This is a genomic window from Thalassotalea sp. G2M2-11, assembly GCF_017168195.1.
GTDB lineage: Bacteria > Pseudomonadota > Gammaproteobacteria > Enterobacterales > Alteromonadaceae > Thalassotalea_E.
The window spans coordinates 121,174-139,425 of record NZ_JADNYL010000003.1; the positions used below are offsets into that span (position 1 = coordinate 121,174).

Annotated in this window: 21 protein-coding genes and 1 other annotated feature; of the genes, 10 read left to right on the forward strand and 11 right to left on the reverse strand. The window is 40.4% G+C overall.

All coding sequences use genetic code 11. The annotated features are described in order from the left end of the window. The first annotated feature begins 85 nt into the window (after positions 1 to 85). The 9 genes from recR (at position 86) to IV514_RS11555 (ending at position 8,195) form a co-directional block, all read left to right on the forward strand. Positions 86 to 691, forward strand: coding sequence for a recombination mediator RecR (recR, locus tag IV514_RS11515; protein ID WP_206485424.1), 606 nt, complete (start codon positions 86 to 88; stop codon positions 689 to 691). Positions 692 to 852: 161 nt separating this feature from the next. After that, positions 853 to 1,512, forward strand: coding sequence for a response regulator (locus IV514_RS11520; protein WP_206485425.1), 660 nt, complete (start codon positions 853 to 855; stop codon positions 1,510 to 1,512). Next, on the forward strand, positions 1,513 to 2,832 hold the full coding sequence (locus tag IV514_RS11525; protein WP_206485426.1) for an ATP-binding protein: 1,320 nt from the start codon (positions 1,513 to 1,515) through the stop codon (positions 2,830 to 2,832). It begins immediately after the preceding gene. Positions 2,833 to 2,879: 47 nt separating this feature from the next. Beyond that, positions 2,880 to 3,194: a cupredoxin domain-containing protein gene (locus IV514_RS11530; protein WP_206485866.1), complete on the forward strand. Its 315-nt coding sequence runs from the start codon at positions 2,880 to 2,882 to the stop codon at positions 3,192 to 3,194. Further along, complete coding sequence (locus IV514_RS11535) at positions 3,184 to 3,990, forward strand: hypothetical protein (RefSeq protein WP_206485427.1); 807 nt, start codon at positions 3,184 to 3,186, stop codon at positions 3,988 to 3,990. Before IV514_RS11530 ends, IV514_RS11535 begins: the two co-directional genes overlap by 11 nt. Beyond that, the gene (locus IV514_RS11540; RefSeq protein ID WP_206485428.1) at positions 3,987 to 4,688 is read left to right on the forward strand and encodes a hypothetical protein; all 702 of its coding nucleotides are present in this window, start codon (positions 3,987 to 3,989) and stop codon (positions 4,686 to 4,688) included. The genes IV514_RS11535 and IV514_RS11540 overlap by 4 nt, the downstream gene beginning before the upstream one ends. A 153-nt stretch (positions 4,689 to 4,841) precedes the next feature. Then, the gene (gene htpG / locus IV514_RS11545; RefSeq protein ID WP_206485429.1) at positions 4,842 to 6,803 is read left to right on the forward strand and encodes a molecular chaperone HtpG; all 1,962 of its coding nucleotides are present in this window, start codon (positions 4,842 to 4,844) and stop codon (positions 6,801 to 6,803) included. Between the two features lie 241 nt (positions 6,804 to 7,044). Beyond that, the gene (adk, locus tag IV514_RS11550; protein ID WP_206485430.1) at positions 7,045 to 7,689 is read left to right on the forward strand and encodes an adenylate kinase; all 645 of its coding nucleotides are present in this window, start codon (positions 7,045 to 7,047) and stop codon (positions 7,687 to 7,689) included. A 110-nt stretch (positions 7,690 to 7,799) separates the two neighbouring features. Next, complete coding sequence (locus IV514_RS11555) at positions 7,800 to 8,195, forward strand: MAPEG family protein (RefSeq protein ID WP_206485431.1); 396 nt, start codon at positions 7,800 to 7,802, stop codon at positions 8,193 to 8,195. Between the two features lie 14 nt (positions 8,196 to 8,209). Here the strand turns inward: IV514_RS11555 and IV514_RS11560 are convergent, their stop codons facing one another. The 11 genes from IV514_RS11560 to hisG all read right to left on the reverse strand — a co-directional run bounded on the left by IV514_RS11560 (position 8,210) and on the right by hisG (position 17,397). Continuing rightward, a complete protein-coding gene (locus tag IV514_RS11560; RefSeq protein ID WP_206485432.1) occupies positions 8,210 to 8,677 on the reverse strand; it encodes a GNAT family N-acetyltransferase in 468 nt (155 codons plus the stop codon). A 66-nt stretch (positions 8,678 to 8,743) separates the two neighbouring features. Next, complete coding sequence (locus IV514_RS11565) at positions 8,744 to 9,052, reverse strand: DUF6559 family protein (RefSeq protein WP_206485433.1); 309 nt, start codon at positions 9,050 to 9,052, stop codon at positions 8,744 to 8,746. Positions 9,053 to 9,170: 118 nt separating this feature from the next. Further along, positions 9,171 to 10,061: a hypothetical protein gene (locus tag IV514_RS11570; RefSeq protein WP_241242344.1), complete on the reverse strand. Its 891-nt coding sequence runs from the start codon at positions 10,059 to 10,061 to the stop codon at positions 9,171 to 9,173. 99 nt (positions 10,062 to 10,160) lie between these two features. Further along, positions 10,161 to 10,781 (reverse strand): bifunctional phosphoribosyl-AMP cyclohydrolase/phosphoribosyl-ATP diphosphatase HisIE, encoded by a 621-nt coding sequence (gene hisIE / locus IV514_RS11575; protein WP_206485434.1) that lies wholly within the window; start codon positions 10,779 to 10,781, stop codon positions 10,161 to 10,163. Then, a complete protein-coding gene (gene hisF / locus IV514_RS11580; RefSeq protein ID WP_206485435.1) occupies positions 10,778 to 11,551 on the reverse strand; it encodes an imidazole glycerol phosphate synthase subunit HisF in 774 nt (257 codons plus the stop codon). Before hisF ends, hisIE begins: the two co-directional genes overlap by 4 nt. Before the next feature lie 12 nt (positions 11,552 to 11,563). After that, positions 11,564 to 12,301, reverse strand: coding sequence for a 1-(5-phosphoribosyl)-5-[(5-phosphoribosylamino)methylideneamino]imidazole-4-carboxamide isomerase (gene hisA, locus IV514_RS11585; protein WP_206485436.1), 738 nt, complete (start codon positions 12,299 to 12,301; stop codon positions 11,564 to 11,566). Continuing rightward, positions 12,298 to 12,966: an imidazole glycerol phosphate synthase subunit HisH gene (hisH, locus tag IV514_RS11590; protein ID WP_206485437.1), complete on the reverse strand. Its 669-nt coding sequence runs from the start codon at positions 12,964 to 12,966 to the stop codon at positions 12,298 to 12,300. Before hisH ends, hisA begins: the two co-directional genes overlap by 4 nt. Beyond that, the gene (hisB, locus tag IV514_RS11595) at positions 12,966 to 14,048 is read right to left on the reverse strand and encodes a bifunctional histidinol-phosphatase/imidazoleglycerol-phosphate dehydratase HisB (protein WP_206485438.1); all 1,083 of its coding nucleotides are present in this window, start codon (positions 14,046 to 14,048) and stop codon (positions 12,966 to 12,968) included. Before hisB ends, hisH begins: the two co-directional genes overlap by 1 nt. A 1-nt stretch (position 14,049) precedes the next feature. Continuing rightward, positions 14,050 to 15,171 (reverse strand): histidinol-phosphate transaminase, encoded by a 1,122-nt coding sequence (gene hisC / locus IV514_RS11600; protein ID WP_206485439.1) that lies wholly within the window; start codon positions 15,169 to 15,171, stop codon positions 14,050 to 14,052. Beyond that, on the reverse strand, positions 15,162 to 16,487 hold the full coding sequence (gene hisD / locus IV514_RS11605; protein WP_206485440.1) for a histidinol dehydrogenase: 1,326 nt from the start codon (positions 16,485 to 16,487) through the stop codon (positions 15,162 to 15,164). Before hisD ends, hisC begins: the two co-directional genes overlap by 10 nt. 10 nt (positions 16,488 to 16,497) lie before the next feature. Beyond that, positions 16,498 to 17,397: an ATP phosphoribosyltransferase gene (gene hisG, locus IV514_RS11610; RefSeq protein WP_206485441.1), complete on the reverse strand. Its 900-nt coding sequence runs from the start codon at positions 17,395 to 17,397 to the stop codon at positions 16,498 to 16,500. Positions 17,398 to 17,484: 87 nt separating this feature from the next. Next, positions 17,485 to 17,614 (reverse strand) — a sequence feature (His leader region). Positions 17,615 to 17,855: 241 nt separating this feature from the next. Here hisG and IV514_RS11615 point away from each other — a divergent pair. After that, entirely contained in the window at positions 17,856 to 18,194 is a 339-nt protein-coding gene (locus IV514_RS11615) for a hypothetical protein (RefSeq protein ID WP_206485442.1), read from the forward strand. Positions 18,195 to 18,252 lie beyond the last annotated feature (58 nt).

Here is an 18,252-nt window from a genome sequence, read left to right on the forward strand (position 1 = left end):
AACTCTCTTTATTTCTGCGTTATCTATTAATTTTAATGATTAACTCAGTTAAACTTGATCTACCGCAACTTGTTAATTGTCATTTATGAAATTCAGTCCGCTTGTTCAAGAGCTTATCCATTCGCTTAAATGTTTACCTGGAGTTGGTGCTAAATCGGCACAACGTATGGCTTTTCATTTGTTAGAGCGTAATCGTATTGGTGGAAAAAAACTCGCACTCTCCTTAGCGGATGCGATGGAAAATATAGGCCACTGCTCTCGGTGTCGAACCTTTACCGAGCAAGATACCTGTGAAATTTGCGCCAGCATGAAACGTCAGGCTAAAGGTCAGCTATGTGTTGTTGAAACGCCAGCGGATGTTATTGCTATCGAACAAACTGGTGACTATCACGGACTCTATTTTATTTTAATGGGGCACTTGTCGCCCATTGATGGCATTGGTCCAGATGATCTAGGCTTAGATATTCTTGAAAGCCAGTTGGCACGGGGAGAGTTTACCGAAGTGATTTTAGCGACTAATCCGACCGTTGAAGGCGAAGCCACTGCACACTTTATTGCTGAACTTGCCAATAAATATCAGGTGCAAATTTCCCGTATAGCGCATGGGGTTCCTATGGGAGGGGAACTAGAATTTGTTGATGGTAATACCTTATCTCATGCATTGTCAGGTAGAAAAAATTATCAGCTATAGTTGATAATTTTTTTTGTTAATAACAGTACAAAAGTAAAATTGTTTCTTTTATTTTTAACGTTAAGCTTTATTTAAGGTTTTATATTTATAGTTGAAAGCTTTTCAGTTCATGATGGCAAATAAACAGAAAATTAAAAAACCATAAAAGAAGACATAATTAAATGAGAGTGTTATTAGTTGAAGATGACATCGCTTTAGCGCAAGGATTGCAGCAATCTTTAAGGCGAGAAGGTTACAGCATAGACTGTGTCCATGATGGTAAATCTGCAATTTTAGCGGTAGCTGCAGGTGCGGTTGATTTAGTGATCCTTGATTTAGGCCTACCTGATATGGATGGTCTTCAAGTATTAAGAAAGCTTAAGGCAGAAGCTAAACAACTCGCCGTACTGATATTAACGGCAAGAGATAGCTCAGAAGATAAAGTAACAGGATTAGATTTTGGTGCTGATGATTATCTTGTTAAACCGTTTGATATGGCTGAGCTTTTTGCTCGTTTGCGAGTAATAGAAAGGCGATTAGGCACTGTTGATAGTGCGGTTATCGAACATAATGGTGTGATCTTAGATACTAAAGCACACTTAGTGTATTTGGGCGGTGAGCCGATAAATTTCTCACGCCGAGAATATATGATCTTCAAATCGTTAATGGAAAATATGGGCCGAATTCAATCAAAAGAGCAACTTGAAAATAAGCTCTATGAATGGGGGGAAGAAGTGGCAAGTAATACCATTGAAGTGCATGTTCACCATGTGCGTAAAAAGCTGCCGAAAGATTTCATTAAAACAGTAAGAGGTGTTGGCTACATTGTGAGTAAGCACTAAGTGTCGATTCAACGTTATTTATTATTATTAATAATATCGATTGTCACCTTGGCAACCTTTGGCGCGGCTTTGCACGGCTATCGTGCGGCAATGGCGGAGTTAGAATCAATATTTGATCAAGAGTTAATCAGTTTTTCCCATGCTCTTGTTCATTTGCCTGCGACAGATACTAGCATCTCGCAGCACAAAAAAGCCCCCTTTGTATTTCAAGTTTGGCAGGATAATCGTTTATTAATTCGCTCAAATAATAGCCCTGTTCAGCGATTATCGGAACAGGTAAATGGCTTTAGTGATAAGAACTTTCTTGGAGCGAGGTGGCGAGTCTATAGCCAACAAGTAGAACAGCGACAAGTGTATGTTGCACAGCGACAAAGTCAGCGCTTAGATTCTGCCGAACGTGTGCTGCTCACCTCTATATTGCCCATTGTGATTGCGATACCTTTTATCGGCTTATTTGTACTTTTAGCCGTGCGACGAAGTTTGGCTCCGCTTAGACAATTATCCCGTCAATTAAGTGTGAAATCATCCGATGATTTAGCGTCGGTTCAAATTACTGAAAACTCAAAAGAGCTAGAACCCATTGTTGAGGTGATTAATTCGGTGTTCGCACGATTAAAATCTGCATTTACACGGGAAAAACGCTTAGCCTCAGATGCCGCTCACGAATTGCGCACACCGATCAGCGTTCTTAACATTGATGCTCATAACTTGACGAAAGGCTTTCAATCACAGAGTTTACAGGTTCAGGATTTTGATAAGTTAAGTCAGAGTGTTGAACGTATGGCACACGTGGTCGAGCAAATCTTAGCGTTAAATCGTTCTTTACCTGAATCATTTAATAAAAAACTGCAGCCTATTGATATTGAAAAGATTTTACAAACAGTCATTGCTAAGCTGTATCCTCGAATCGAAGCGCAGCAGCAAGTGGTATCGCTACAAAGTAAACCCTACAAGGTGAAAGGGGATGAGTTTTCATTACAAACCTTGTTTGAAAATTTACTTGTTAATGCCAATAAATATGCTGGTAAAGGCTGTGAAATAAAGGTGAGTGTCAGTGAAACCATTGATGGTGTGATTGTTGTTGTCGAAGACAGTGGTATCGGTATTCCAGAGCCAGATAGAGATAAGGCTTTTGATCGTTTTTATCGATTCGATCATCAGCACCAATCAGGTAATATTGCAGGATGTGGCTTGGGTATGTCCATCGTTAAGCATATTGTTGACTTACACCAAGGTGATATTCATTTATCACAATCTTCACTCGGTGGCTTAAAAGTGAGTGTGTCTCTTCCGTCTGCTGACAAGGAAGCACAATGTTAACGTTCAGAGGCAAAATAAACGTTAGTTTGTGGCTTGGTTTACAACTGATGGTTTTACCGTTTGATGCCTTGGCGACTAATATTCCAGAATTTCATTTAACGCTAGAAAATCATTTATTTTTCCCTGCCGAAATTGAAGTGCCAGCGAATAAAAAAGTGAAATTAATTATTTATAATAAAGATGACGTTGCGGAAGAGTTTGATAGCTTCGATTTAAATCGTGAGAAAATGATATTCCCTAAACGAAAATCGACGATCTATATAGGGCCCCTTCCTCCTGGGGAATACCATTTCTTTGGTGAATATAATCCCAATATGGCAACAGGAAAAGTTGTTGTGAAGGGAGGTAGTAATGTTAATTAATATTGTTGTCTTAGTATTAAGAGATTTACTGCCTTTAGCTGTATTATTTGTATGGTTATTTGCTTATATTTATCCTGCTTTGTTAAACATTAAGAAACTTGCTTGGCTATGTGTTATCAGTTGTTTAGGTGTTTCGTTGTTATTTAATTTTGCGCCTGTTATGAGTGAGTATTTTGGCGGTGCAGGTCTTGAGTTAGCCTTGGTGTTATTAACCATTATTATTTACCTCTCATGCTTAGTGGCAAGTATATTTACGCTGAATGAACGCTCCCATTTATTGGTGGTTAAATTATGTTTTATGCTTGGTTTATCAAGTTTTATTGTCATCAAAGGAGCAAATTTTTTAATTTATTTTTTGGGGTATCTAGCCAGAAGTGCAGACAATAGTAGCGTGATTTTAGGCGTCGCATTGGCACTTGGTATTACTTTTAGTTTTTGTATTCTTCTTTATTTCACATTGTCGTGGTGCAGACTGCGAGGCTGGGAAAAGCTACTTAACTTTTTTTGGGCAATATACCTTGGCAGTTTGTTAGCTCAAATCGTGCCGATGTTGGCTCAAATCGACCTAGTAACCGATGCTATACCTTTATGGGATAGTCGATGGCTTATGGCCGACAAGTCTGAATATGGTCATATATTTAAGGCATTGGTGGGCTATGAAGCCACACCATCATTGAGCTATTTGCTCATCTATTTAATGGCGATAGTATTGTTTTACCTGGCAATGTTATTGAACAAGTATGTGACTAATTTCAACCATGAACCGCTTAATTCAACCAAGGTAGAACCGCAATGAGACGTTTGATCCTGTTTATTTTACTTCTAGCGTTATCATGGCAAAGTGATGCTGATGGCGTTGTGGTCGATAAAGTATATTCTCCGTATGTGTTGCCTCAAGAAAGAGAGATAGAATGGCGGCTGATGTCGAGAAATTCAGATGCTCAAGGCAATCAGCTGGGTCAAAGGCTAGGTTATGGCCATTCGTTATCTGAATATGTCACCATGGAGATTTACTTGGTTGGCGAACGAGAGCTTGGCAGTGATGATTTTGGCCTCGAGGGGATTGAAGTTGAAGCCCGCTGGATGCTTACCGAACAAGGGCAATATTGGGCTGATTGGGGGCTATTATTTGAAGTTGAAAAAGCACATACAGAAGATAACTGGGAGGTGTCTTCAGGGGTGTTGGTTGAGAAAGAATTTGGTAAAACCAGCTTAACGGTGAACCTGTTTGCTATTTATGAATGGGGTCAATCTGTGGCTAATGAGTGGGAAAGTGAAGCTAGAGTTAAATTACGTTATCGTTATCTGCCCATTTTACAACCTGCCATTGAACTTTATGCTGGCGAAGATTTTTTTGGTATTGGTCCTGCGTTTCAGGGCATTCAACGTTTTCACGGGCAGAAACAATTGAAATGGGAAGCTGCATTTATTAGTGAACTGTCTCATTCTGGTAAAGATCATACATTCCGATTTTCTGTAGAGTATGAGTTCTGATATTCGATTATTAACTAATAATTTTACTCTCGCGGCATTTTTTTGCTTGAATTCAACCTCGCCATCCCCATATTTGAATGTACCTTAAGGTTTATCCCTGATTTAACCTTATTTATTCGTGATTTTAAGATATTCAGATAGGAGATGGCTCAGATGGCTGAGACAGGTCAAAAAGAAGTTCATGGCTTTCAAACCGAAGTAAAACAATTACTTCAATTAATGATTCACTCACTTTATAGCAATAAAGAAATATTCTTGCGTGAATTAGTATCTAATGCCGCTGATGCGTCAGATAAATTACGTTTTCAAGCACTTTCTGATGCTGATTTATATGAAGGTGATGCTAACCTTCGTGTACGTGTTAATGCAGATAAAGAGGCTAATACTATTACTATTTCTGACAATGGTATTGGTATGACTCATGATCAAGTGATTGAACATTTAGGTACTATTGCTAAATCAGGTACGGCTGAGTTTTTCTCAAAGCTTTCAGGCGATCAAGCGGCTGATTCGCAATTAATTGGTCAGTTTGGTGTTGGTTTTTACTCGGCATTCATTGTTGCTGACAAGGTAACGGTGCGCTCACGTGCTGCTGGCGTGCCAGCATCAGAAGGTGTTGAATGGCAAAGTGAAGGTGAAGGCGAATTCACTACTGCAAAAATCGACAAACCTAATCGCGGTACGGATATTATTTTACACCTAAAAGAAGACGAATCAGAATTTGCTGATGAGTGGCGATTAAAATCTATTGTGACCAAATACTCTGATCACATCTCTGTTTCTGTTGAAATGTTAACGCCAGAAGTGCCTGCAGTTGAAGCGGTTGAAGAAGTCAAAGATGAAGATGGCAATGTTACTACTCCTGCAGTCGAAGCTCGTGATGCGGTTCCAGCTCAATGGGAAGCTGTCAACAAAGCAACAGCACTGTGGACTCGCGAAAAAGCCGATATTTCTGAAGATGAATATAAAGAGTTTTATAAACATGTGTCACATGATTTTAGTGATCCATTGTTATGGGAACACAATAAAGTAGAAGGTAAAACTGAATACACCTCTTTACTTTATATCCCGAAAAAAGCACCGTTTGACTTACACAACCGTGACAAACAACATGGTTTGAAATTATTTGTTCAGCGCGTATTTATTATGGATGACGCCGAGCAATTTATGCCAACGTACTTACGTTTTGTTAAAGGCTTGTTAGATTCAAATGATCTTCCGCTAAACGTCTCGCGTGAGATTTTACAAGACAATAAGATCAGCCAGGCGATTCGTAAAGGTTGTACGAAGCGTGTGTTAAAAATGCTCGAGAAGCTAGGCAATAAAGACAAAGATCAATATCAAATATTCTGGAATGAATTTGGTCAAGTGTTAAAAGAAGGGCCTGCTGAAGATTTTGCTAATAAAGAAGCCATTGGTAAATTATTACGCTTTTCGTCAACCCATGAAGATACCGCTGTGCAAGATGTTTCTTTACCAGAATACATTGAGCGCATGAAAGAAGGCCAAGACAAGATTTACTATGTGGTTGCTGATAGTTTTGAAGCAGCGAAAAATAGTCCTCACTTAGAAGTATTCCGCAAAAAAGGCATAGAAGTATTGTTGATGTCTGATCGCATCGATGAGTGGTTGGTGAGCCACTTCACTGAGTTTGATGGCAAGCAATTGCAATCTGTTGCTCGTGGCGGTGTTGATTTAAGTGCAATGGAAGATGAAGAGACTAAAGAAGCGCAAGAGAAACTTGAACAAGAGTTTGACACTGTGGTTAAGCGCATGAAAGATGCACTTGGCAGCAAAGTGAAAGACGTTAAAATTTCAAGTCGCTTAACAGATTCTCCAGCGGTAATTGTCACGGCAGATGATGACATGAGTACGCAAATGCAAAAATTGATGGCTTCAGTTGGACAAGAAGTACCAGAATCGCAGCCTATTTTTGAAATCAATGCCGAGCATGATTTAGTCAAACACGTTGCTGATGAGCAAGATGATGACAAGTTCAACCAATGGGTTGAAGTGTTATTTGAACAAGCAACCTTAGCAGAGCGAGGCAGCTTGAAAGATCCGGCAAGTTTTGTGCAACGGTTAAATAAGTTGATGATGAGCTTGACTAAGTAAAGTTGCCAGACTGTGTTTTTTCACAATAGTTTGATTAGACTTTAGTAGAAAAAAGGGGCTATTTGCCCCTTTTTTTGTTTTATGTCACGAATTGTGACTTGTTTGAGTACAAGTGACTAGGTATAGTGTGGCACTTTAATAAATAATGAACACCATATACTCATTTGGCAGTTAAATTGAGCCATTTACGCTGTGAGTTTAACAGGCAAATTAGTATATAAAACATAAAAGGCAAGATGATATGCGCATTATTCTTTTAGGGGCTCCTGGAGCTGGTAAAGGTACTCAGGCACAATTCTTAATGACTAAATTTGGTATCCCTCAAATTTCAACGGGCGACATGTTACGTGCGGCAATCAAAGCCGGCACCGAACTTGGCAACAAAGCCAAAGAAGTGATGGATGCTGGTCAATTGGTTTCTGATGAATTGATCATTGGTTTGGTTAAAGAGCGTATTGCACAAGACGATTGCAAAGCTGGCTTTTTATTGGACGGCTTCCCTCGTACTATCCCGCAAGCGGATGCAATGAAAGAAAACGGTGTTGATATCGATAGTGTTATCGAATTTGATGTGCCTGATGAAGTGATTGTTGAGCGTATGGCTGGGCGTCGTGTTCATGCTGGTTCTGGTCGCGTTTACCACATCGTTTATAATCCGCCGAAAGTGGAAAATAAAGACGATGAGACCGGCGAAGAATTATCCATTCGTCCTGATGATGAAGAAGCGACAGTGCGCAAGCGTTTAGGTATTTATCATGAGCAAACTAAGCCATTAGTGGATTACTATCAAGCGGAAGCAGAAGCTGGAAATTGCAGCTATTTGACTATCGATGGTACACAGCCTGTTGAGCAAGTAAGCAGTTTACTCGCTGAAAAACTAGCATAATTGCTCATAAACAACATTGATTATCAAGGCTTGCTCATGCAAGCCTTTTTTGTTTTCTGTTGACATGTTAACTTGCTAATCGGCTCACAAATCATAATCACAGAGGATATATGCTGTCACTTTCGATCACAGGATTTTACTTAGCTTTATTAGGGCTGCTATACGTTGCTTTAGCGATTCGTATTATTCAGCTTAGATTTCAATTTAAAACAGGTATTGGAGATGGTGGTCATGCACCACTAGCTCAGGCGATCCGAGTTCATGGGAATTTTGCTGAGTATGTGCCTATTGTGATCTTGCTACTAGCTTGTAGTGAAATAAATGGCAGTCATCCGTTATTACTCCATGGTGTTGGTGCAATATTCTTTATTGGCCGTATTTCGCACAGCATTGGCATCACAAAAACTCAAGGTCCATCATCATTTCGTTTTTGGGGCATGATGACAAGTTTCATGTCGATTATTATATTGGCAGTCGACAACATCAGGTTATTTATTTTTGCTTAAAGCTGATTTCTATTTTATCTCGGTGTTTGTATCATTGAAATATGAGGAATACCATCTTCAAGATACATTTCAGAGCATTGTTTGAAGCCATGCTGTTGATAAAAGTTAGCTAAGTGTTGCTGCGCTGAGATTTTGATCACTTCATTTGGAAATACGTGTTGGCAAACGTTTAATGCTTTGGCAAACAGCTGATGACCAAGCCCTGAGCCTCTTTGGTCTTGTGCTACAATCACTCGACCTATAGCAGGATGATCAGGGTAACACACTTGTTTAGCAAGAATGCGCAAGTAAGCCGTCATTTTGCTTTCTTGATAACAAAATAAATGTAGCGTATCTGGGTGTCGGTCTAAGTCGTCGAGATCAGGGTAATAGCATGTTTGCTCTACCACAAACACATCTATTCGTAACTTCAGTAAATCGTATAATTCGTCCGTTGTCAGTTCAGAAAATGTCTTAACTTGCCAGGTGATTTCTGTGTTCATAACCATAGTCAAATACAAAAGTAATGGTGCATTTGACCATGGAATTAGGGCTTTGTATAGGCAAAGTTATTGATTCATTACTTCTTGTAGTTTTTGAAAGTGATCTCGATAACTTTGTTGTTCGAGGTAGCCAATGATCTCTCGCTTGTAGGCTTGGATATCAAGCCGAGGGAATTCAGTTTCGAGAGTCTCTGTCAGTGATTGCGGCGCTGCATAAAGGAGGTAGGCTAGTGGTAAATAGCTTGGATCAAAGTCTTTACAATAGACCACGGTTCTTATTTGAGATGGTGTGTAAAAATCTTGCACGCCATAGTGTTTTTCTAATGTAGGTAATAGTTTCTTACCGTACTTTTTCAGTGACCAATACTTAAACATTTGCTATTCCTTAGCAGTTGGCTTTCCCTATATAGTAGGCGCTGTATATTACTATTTTATGGCAAATTGCTCAATGATTTATGACGAATAGATACTATTGAACGGGCATATGAGATAACTATCGGTTGATGATATGCACTTTTGTTTTATCGACAAAAAATCCTGCTTGAGTATAAGCGTTTGAAATATTTTCATTTTCTCTTAATTTCTTGAGCCCCTTATTAATGGCTGTTATGGCAGCTTTGCCTAAAGGGTGCTTACGACTGATGACGAAATGTCGACTATCGTTGAGTACTACGCCAATATTAGGTACAGGCACAAGGTGAATTTTTTCCATGGTAAAAGATTTGTCAGCTGATGAATGGAAGGCCATTAACATAAAATCTATCCAACCAAGGTTAACCATCCGAGCTTGGCTTAACCATTCATCTTCTTGTACTAACTTTTTTAACGAAAGTGACTGTAAGGTTTGCCAGTCTGTGCGCCATTTTGGGGTTGAAACGGCAGTGAATTGCTGTAAATCACTCAGCTGTTTGATGGAGAGTACCTTAGTATTTGTTGGTGCAGTATATATACCAGCAACATATTCACCATTTCGGATCAGGGGAGCAGAAATGTAGACATTTTCTTGCAGTGCTTTTGCATCGTTCAGCCAGTAGGAATCGAAGCTAATTAATAACCGTCCTTGTTCGATCAATTGTGTATTTCTAAAATTTAATTTTCCTGGCACATATTTAAATTGATGAGTAAAGCCTCCGAGTTTAAGTGCTTGCTGTGCAATGATCATGTCAACCACATCGCGACGTACCGTTTTTCCAGTGAAGTTTTTGATCGCTAATATATCGCGATTGTTGACAAAATTGAGGTAGTCTTCATAGACGTCATCTCGGATAAATATGGTGATGGTTTGTTCTGAGGGAGAAGGTAGTGTTTGGCTATATGTCAGCAAGCTAGTGAATGTAAAAAATAAACACAGTATCGTGCGGGAAATATAGCCATCATGTTGCATAGTGATATGGTAACCTTAAATCTGAACATATCTTTATCTATTAAATTATAATCGATTTTATGCTAATCGCTTTTTTAATTTATTAAGATATGATTGAGCTTATTTTGAATGACGTTGCTGCAGTACTTGCATCACTTCACTTAAGGTGATTTCTTTATCCCTAAGTAACACTAACGTGTGATAAAACAAATCGGCACATTCACCAAGTAAATCATCTTTGGTTTCAGCAACCGCGGCCAAAGCAACTTCTACCCCTTCTTCGCCAACTTTTTGAGCTATTTTAGTCGTTCCCCGGGCAAATAATTGAGCGGTATAGCTGTTTTCTGGCGCGTCGGCATGGCGTTCATCAATTACTTGCTCTAATTGACTAAGAAAGTTTTGTTCGGTTAATTGTTGCTCTGCAAAACAGGATTCAGTGCCTAAATGACAGCTTGGTCCTTGCGGCTGACAGGCAAGCAATAAACTATCGTTATCGCAATCAGCTAATACTTGTTTTACCTCTAGGAAATTACCGGAAGTTTCACCTTTTACCCATAATGCTTGCTTAGAGCGACTAAAAAAGGTTGCTTTACCTGTGGTGAGTGTTTGTTTGAGTGAACCCGCACTCATATAGCCCTGCATTAAGACTGCGCCTGTTTTGTGGTGTTGAATAATCGCAGGGATCAGATCATTCATTTTTTGCCAAGCAAGCTGATCTATATTTTCAAGTGTGACTATCATAATCGGATCTCAATATTGTCTTGTTTTAATCGTTGTTTTAATTCGCTAATAGCGATAATGCCTTTATGAAACACGCTGGCAGCCAAAGCGCCGTCAACATCTGCTTGTTGAAAAACATCGCTAAAGTGGGAGATTTCTCCAGCACCGCCAGAAGCGATAAGCGGAACCTGACAGGCTTGACGAGCTTGTTTGAGTTGCTCAATATCATAGCCTTGTCGCACACCGTCTTGGTTCATACAGTTAAGTACTATTTCACCAGCCCCTCGAGTTTGCACTTCTTGTATCCATTCAAAAGTGGTCCACTTTGTTTGTTGAGTGCGCGTTTCATCGCCAGTGAACTGGTATACTTGATAGCGGTTTGTTGCTTTATCGTAAAAGCTATCAATACCTACTACGACACATTGCTGGCCAAACACATCGGCTAAACGAGAAATAAGGGATGGATCACGCAAAGCAGGGGAGTTAATACTGATTTTATCAGCGCCCATCATTAAAATTTCGCGCGCATCCGCTTCACTTTTTATGCCACCAGCGACACAAAATGGAATATCGATCACTTCTGCAATCCGGCTTACCCAGCTTTTATCTACTACGCGCTCATCTGAGCTGGCGGTAATATCATAAAAGACAAGCTCATCAGCACCTGCTTCTGCATAGCGTTTTGCTAAGGGGACAATATCACCAATTATTTCGTGGTTACGAAACTGCACGCCTTTGACTACTTTACCATCACGTACATCAAGGCAAGGAATAATTCTTTTAGCTAACATAATTACCTCTAACTACTTGCTTGGCCAGCATGCGATGGCCTGCTCAAGCGTAAACTTACCTTCTAATAATGAGCGTCCTAAGATCACGCCTTTAACGCCAGTTGGTACTAAGGCTTTGATATCTTCTAAGCTACCGATCCCACCAGAAGCCTGCCAATGTATCTGAGGGTATTTGTCACAAACTTCTTGATAAAGCGAGACATTAGTGCCCGTTAAGGTGCCGTCTTTGCTGATATCTGTACAAAGAACATGTTTAATACCAGCATCTTGGTATTGCGCCAGTAAGTCTTCAAGATTGACGCCGCTGTCTTTTATCCAGCCATGTGTCGGTAAGGTTTTATTACCGTTTTCATCAATTTTGATGTCCAGTGCCAATACGATTTTTTCACTGCCATATTTGGAGAGCCATTCACTGACCAGTTCAGGTTGCTTTATTGCTAAACTGCCAATAACCACGCGATCAGCACCTAATGCAAACAGCTGTTTGACATCATCTTCACAGCGGATACCGCCTCCTACTTGAATGATCATATCAGGGTGATTGACTAATTGCTTTAATGTTGCCAGTTGGCGTTTACTGCTATCTTTTGCGCCATCTAAATCGACAAAGTGCATCACTTTTGCGCCAGCGTTAGCATATGCTTGTTGGCGTTCTAGCGGGGTATATTGGTAATTGGTTTTTTGCTGGTAATCGCCTTGATAAAGACGTACTACTTCGCCATCGATAAGATCTATCGCTGGGATCATCATAACACTAATTCCTTAGCTGGTAATTCGAGAAAGTTACGGATAATTTGACTACCAATATCACCAGAGCGTTCAGGGTGAAACTGACATCCGATGAAGTTGTCTTTGGCAATAGCAGCAGAGAATTTACTGCCGTACTGACAACTGGCAATGGTATATTGGCTAAGCGGTGCAGCATAGCTATGCACAAAATACACGTAATCGTTGTTGTTAATACCAGTTAATATTGGGTGGCTTTGTTCAATAGTTAAGGTGTTCCAGCCCATATGTGGCAAGCGTAACCCTTCACTTTCTAGTGGCAATACTTGTGTCGGGATCAAATTAAGGCAGGGCGTTTCTTGATTGTCTTTACTGCTCACTAATAAGCCTTCTCGCGATGACGAGGCCATCAGTTGCATACCTAAACAAAAACCCAAAACAGGTTGTGATAACTGCTGTATCGTCTCAACTAAGCCTTTTTCTTTGATGTTATTCATCGCGTGCTTAGCACTACCCACACCGGGAAGGATCACTTTATCCGCTTGGGTAATTGTCGCTATATCATCAGTGATAACTGCACCGTAGCCTAAACGCTCAACGGCAAATTTAACCGATGATAAATTTGCGCAACCGGTATCGATAATGACAATGTGTTGCTGACTGGCAATGTTATTGTCTGTGTTATTCATTACAGCGCACCTTTAGAGCTAGGTAGTACATCACCATTAACCGTAATTGCCTGACGTAATGCTCGACCGAATACTTTAAATAAACTCTCTACTTGGTGGTGGCAATTACCTTCACTAGTAGATAAATGTAGAGTGATCGCCATCGAATCTGCTAATGAGCGGAAAAAGTGTGAGACCATTTGCGTCGACATTTGGCCAACTCGGCTATCGGTAAATTCGGCACTAAATTCTAACCAAGGACGGCCTGATAGATCTAGTGAACACTCGGCACGACACTCATCCATAGGTAAAACAAAACCAAATCGACCAATGCCTCGTTTATCACCTAATGCTTGTTTTAATGCTTGGCCGAGTGCTAACGCGGTGTCTTCAACGCTGTGGTGTTCGTCAATATGGTAATCACCATCGACAGATACTTGCATAGCGAATCCACCATGAGTAGCAATTTGCTCGAGCATGTGATCAAAAAAGCCTAAGCCAGTGCTGATTTTCACAGGACCAACGCTGTCTAGGTTAACCGCAACATTGATATCGGTTTCTTTGGTGGTACGGACCACATTGGCTTTTCTTGGCTGGATTAACAACTGCTCTGCAATATCAGACCAATTGAATGATTGTCGATCGTACTTGATGCCTGCAATACCCATATTAGCAGCAAGCTGCATATCGGTTTCACGATCGCCGATCACATAAGAGTTGGCAAAATTGACTTTACCTTGCTGTAAATAATCACTGACCAAACCTAGTTTAGGTTTGCGGCAACTACAGTTATCTTGCTCAAAGTGCGGACACAGTAATACTTGATCAAATTTTACGCCTTGTGAATCAAACAGCTCCATCATTTTATTATGTGGTTTATCAAAGTCAGCTTGTGGGTAGCTGTCAGTGCCTAAGCCATCTTGATTAGAGACCATGACTAAACGATAGCCTTTTTTCTGTAAGTTAAGTAATACCGGAATGACTTGTGGTTCAAACACAAGCTTTTCTAAGCTATCAACTTGCTTATCACTGATAGGCTCTTCAATTAAAGTACCATCACGATCGATAAATAAAATATTCTCTTGGGATTGACTTAATGCCATGTTAATTCTCTTTCTCTAATGTTTGTGCTGGTTTGTTTTCGTTTGCCTTGATAAGGGTTTGTTTTAAATTGTCGAGTTCATCTTCGCTGCCAATACTAATGCGCAAGCAGTGCTCAAGGCTCATTTGCTTTGATTGATCTCTAATTAAAATATCCTGCTCGGCTAAACTCTCGAAGACAAAATTTTTCTCATTGGTGTTATGTGTGCGAAATAAAACAAAATTAGCATCACTGGTAAATACGGATTGACACCAAGGCTGTGTTGATAACCAATCTGCCAACTTTTCTCTTAATACGTTCGTTGTCTGGACACGCGCATTTACCTCGGTGATCCCTTCACTGGATAATGCTTTACTGGCTATTTCAGCCACAGGAGCCGAAATTGGATAAGGGGCGATCACTTTACTTAGCATAGTAATAATATCGCTATTGGCTAAGGTAAAACCACATCGTAATCCTGCCAAAGCAAAGGCTTTTGATAATGTACGTAACACCACAAGTTGTGGATATTGCTTAAGCCAAGTGGCAACAGAGTGCTTAGGGCAAAATTCAATATAAGCTTCATCTACCACAACAATGGCACTATCAGCAAACATATCTAAGGCGGCTTTTATTGATGATTGGCTTAATAAGTTACCCGTTGGATTACCTGGAGAGCATAAAAAGACGACTTTCACTCGGCCAACTTGTGCTCTTAATCCCTCGAGGTCTAGTTGACAGTTATCAGTTAATGGCACCTTGATGATACCTGCACCATGGTTTTGGGCACTGATGGCGTACATTCCGTAGGTTGGAGGGCAGATCAGTATATTGTCCTGATAGGCCTGGCAAAAAGTTCTGATCAGCAGCTCTATCCCTTCATCGGCACCACGAGTTGCTAAGATTTCATTCGTTGCTAAGCCAGAGTATTGGCTGTATGCATTGATCAGATTTTCCGGTTGAAAATCAGGGTAACGATTAATGCAGTCACTGTTAATTTGATAATCACCATTACCGGCAGCTTCATTGGCATTGAGCCACACCTTTGAGTGAAACTCATTACCGCCTGAGCACAACCTGCGAGCTGATTGATAAGGGATCATATCAACCAGCTCAGTACGGGCTAATTTATTGGCTATTGACATATCTCCCCCGATGTTTGCGTTGACGCTAAGCGAATGGTTACCGCGCGTTTGTGGCCATCTAACCCTTCAGCATCGGTTAACTCTTTAATGCAAGGGGCAAGATTGGCTAAGCCTTGTTGAGTGATTTCCTGTACTGTGAAACGGCGAGAAAAGTCGGCAAGTGATAAGCTCGATATTACTTTTGAATAACCATATGTGGGTAGTACGTGATTAGTACCACTGGCGTAATCTCCTGCCGATTCTGGGGTGTACGCACCAACAAAAATAGAACCAGCATTACGTAGCTGAGTTAATAACTCTTGGGCGTTATCGGTTTGCACAATTAAGTGCTCTGGACCATAACTGTTTGAAATAGCTACGGCTTGTGTCAGATCTTGCGTGAGAATTAAACGGCTTTGCGTTAATGCCTGTTCGGCAATCGCTTGACGAGAAAGTGCAGTTACTTGGTTTGCCAGTGCTTGATACACGTTATCGATAAGTAATTGGCTATCTGATAATAAGATCACTTGGCTGTCTGGGCCGTGCTCAGCTTGAGAGAGTAGATCTGCGGCCACATAATCAGCATTCGCATTTTTATCTGCAATCACTAAAACTTCCGAAGGACCCGCTGGCATGTCAATGGCAAAACCTGTGACCTGTTGTGATAGCTGTTTTTTCGCTTCGGTGACATATTTATTACCTGGACCAAAGATTTTATTAATTGGCGCAATAGTTTCAGTTCCTAACGCTAAAGCGGCACAGGCTTGGGCACCGCCAATGGCATAGATTTCATCAATGCCACATAAATCTGCTGCCGCTAATACTTCAGGCGCAAGGTCACCCTTATTATCGGGCGGGCTAACAAGTACTACTCGTTGACAACCTGCTAATTGGGCTGGTACCCCAAGCATCAATACTGTTGATGGTAAGGGAGCACTGCCTGCTGGAATATACAAACCAACACTTTCAATGGCTTCTGTTTTTAAGGTACACACAACTCCTGGCATTGTTTCCACACGTATATCACTTGGCTTTTGCGCCTGATGAAAACGCTTAATTTGCTGATAAGCCGTTTCAATGGCATCGATGCGGGCTTGGCTTAATGACGCTTTAGCTTGATTGATCTGTGCTTGGCTCACCTTCAGTGTGGTGAGGCGACAGCCATCAAAACGTTCAGTTAAATCAAAAAGTGCGGCATCTCCTTTATGCCTTACGCTGTTGATAATATTTTCAACTTGCGTTGCTAATAGTTCGCTTTCGGCAATTGCGGGGCGTGCCAATGCATTTGTTTGTTCCTGAGGGGATAATCTAGCCCAGTTAATGGTTCTGATCTTCATGTTATACCTGCTAGCCCATCATTTTTTCAATTGGCATCACTAGAATAGAATTACAGCCTAGTGCATTGAGTTGTTCCATGGTTTCCCAGAAAAAAGTTTCTGTTGCAACTACGTGTACCGCTACTAAATCATCACGACCAGCTAGTGGTAAAATAGTAGGTGTTTCTTTACCTGGCATTAAGGCACTGACTTGCTCTATTTTATCTTTTGGCGCGTGCAACATAATGTACTTACTTTCTTTGGCTTTCATCACTCCTTGAATGCGAGGTAATAAGGTATCTAAAATATTTTGCTTTTCAGTACTTAATGGCGTAGAGGTTTGAATGAGTGATGCTTTTGAGTGAAAGATTTCTTCTACTTCGACTAAACCATTTGCTTCTAACGTTGCGCCGGTAGAAACTAAATCACAGATGCCATCGGCTAGTCCTACACGAGGGGCCACTTCAACAGAGCCTTTTAGTAAGCAAAACTCAATGTTGATGCCATTTTCTTTGGCAAAGCGATTAAGAAGTTGCGGATAAGTCGTGGCAAAACGTAAACCATCTAAACTTTGAATGCCTTGATAATTAAATTCCTCAGGCATAGCAATTGATAAGCGGCAGCCACCAAAATTCAGTTGCGTGGTTTTAATATACTGTGATTTTTGCCCAATAATTTCGCGCTCTAACGCGGCTTCTTCCAAGGTGTTATCGCCAACAATGCCGAGATCACATACGCCGTCCATCACAAGGCCTGGTATATCAGAGCTTCGAACTCGCATGATATCAATCGGCATATTTGCAACATGCGCGAGTAATCGTCTGTCGGCAACATTAATTTTTAGGCCGCAGCGCTTAAGTAAAGCCTGAGTATCTTCACTTAAACGCCCTGATTTTTGCATCGCAATGCGTAAACGAGTTTCAGTGGTCATAATGGTTTCCTGTTAAAAGTTTAATTCTTGTTACGTTAATAAAAGTGTTAGTTAATATGGCTGTATATACAATTCATCCGCCCTAAAAAGCGAAAACCCCCGAAAGAGGTGGACTCTTTCGGGGGTTCGGTAAACTACTTTTATAAACGCCGCTGAAAGGTCCATAGCCCCTCAGCGAACAAACCTGAGTGGCTAATCCGTATGATGGTGATGATGATGGATGGCAGTCAGGTTTGTTTTCATAATTTGCTCGTATAATGTTGTTAAATCAAATAGAGATATATTGTCTAATTAGCTATAACATTACTGTTAATTGCTTGCTGTCGCAAGTATTAAATGTGATAGTTATATGAAATTATCGTCTAATAAATAATTATACTGATAAAGTCATCAACATTTTATGACTTTAGCCGATATATAAAGGTAAATATATTGTTTGGTGATAGCTAGGTGAGTACATGGATATTTTTACCACAGCATTAACACGAGTGAGGGCAACGCCGATAAAGCCGGAAAACTTGCGAGTGAAAGCCTTGAAAAAAGAATCAGCAACGCAAGAGTTGACTGACGATATTCATCACCTTGAAGATCATCAATTATATTTTATTGATGAGAAAACTCACCAGAACAATAAACAGCAACATCAGCAGCAACCGAGCAATGAAGAAGAATCTTTTCCTGAGCATGTAAAAGCCAGTGAAGATGTCATTACCCATAAACAAGAAATTCTACATCCTCAACCTACAAAAGATGATGAGCAAGACGATGATGTTAAGCACCTTGATATTTTTATTTGATCTTGTTCATTCTGCCAAAAATGTATGGATGATATAGGAGCTGATAAGCTTCCATTAA

Bases quoted from the DNA above. Each gene is read 5' to 3' on its own strand.
- hisIE (WP_206485434.1), bottom strand. From the start codon at position 10,781: ATGATAGTCACACTTGAAAATATAGATCAGCTTGCTTGGCAAAAAATG.
- htpG (WP_206485429.1), top strand. From the start codon at position 4,842: ATGGCTGAGACAGGTCAAAAAGAAGTTCATGGCTTTCAAACCGAAGTA.
- hisF (WP_206485435.1), bottom strand. From the start codon at position 11,551: ATGTTAGCTAAAAGAATTATTCCTTGCCTTGATGTACGTGATGGTAAA.
- IV514_RS11540 (WP_206485428.1), top strand. From the start codon at position 3,987: ATGAGACGTTTGATCCTGTTTATTTTACTTCTAGCGTTATCATGGCAA.
- IV514_RS11530 (WP_206485866.1), top strand. From the start codon at position 2,880: ATGGTTTTACCGTTTGATGCCTTGGCGACTAATATTCCAGAATTTCAT.
- hisA (WP_206485436.1), bottom strand. From the start codon at position 12,301: ATGATGATCCCAGCGATAGATCTTATCGATGGCGAAGTAGTACGTCTT.
- IV514_RS11560 (WP_206485432.1), bottom strand. From the start codon at position 8,677: ATGAACACAGAAATCACCTGGCAAGTTAAGACATTTTCTGAACTGACA.
- hisC (WP_206485439.1), bottom strand. From the start codon at position 15,171: ATGTCAATAGCCAATAAATTAGCCCGTACTGAGCTGGTTGATATGATC.
- hisB (WP_206485438.1), bottom strand. From the start codon at position 14,048: ATGGCATTAAGTCAATCCCAAGAGAATATTTTATTTATCGATCGTGAT.
- IV514_RS11565 (WP_206485433.1), bottom strand. From the start codon at position 9,052: ATGTTTAAGTATTGGTCACTGAAAAAGTACGGTAAGAAACTATTACCT.
- IV514_RS11520 (WP_206485425.1), top strand. From the start codon at position 853: ATGAGAGTGTTATTAGTTGAAGATGACATCGCTTTAGCGCAAGGATTG.
- hisH (WP_206485437.1), bottom strand. From the start codon at position 12,966: ATGAATAACACAGACAATAACATTGCCAGTCAGCAACACATTGTCATT.
- IV514_RS11555 (WP_206485431.1), top strand. From the start codon at position 7,800: ATGCTGTCACTTTCGATCACAGGATTTTACTTAGCTTTATTAGGGCTG.
- IV514_RS11535 (WP_206485427.1), top strand. From the start codon at position 3,184: ATGTTAATTAATATTGTTGTCTTAGTATTAAGAGATTTACTGCCTTTA.
- recR (WP_206485424.1), top strand. From the start codon at position 86: ATGAAATTCAGTCCGCTTGTTCAAGAGCTTATCCATTCGCTTAAATGT.
- IV514_RS11615 (WP_206485442.1), top strand. From the start codon at position 17,856: ATGGATATTTTTACCACAGCATTAACACGAGTGAGGGCAACGCCGATA.
- hisG (WP_206485441.1), bottom strand. From the start codon at position 17,397: ATGACCACTGAAACTCGTTTACGCATTGCGATGCAAAAATCAGGGCGT.
- adk (WP_206485430.1), top strand. From the start codon at position 7,045: ATGCGCATTATTCTTTTAGGGGCTCCTGGAGCTGGTAAAGGTACTCAG.
- IV514_RS11570 (WP_241242344.1), bottom strand. From the start codon at position 10,061: ATGCAACATGATGGCTATATTTCCCGCACGATACTGTGTTTATTTTTT.
- hisD (WP_206485440.1), bottom strand. From the start codon at position 16,487: ATGAAGATCAGAACCATTAACTGGGCTAGATTATCCCCTCAGGAACAA.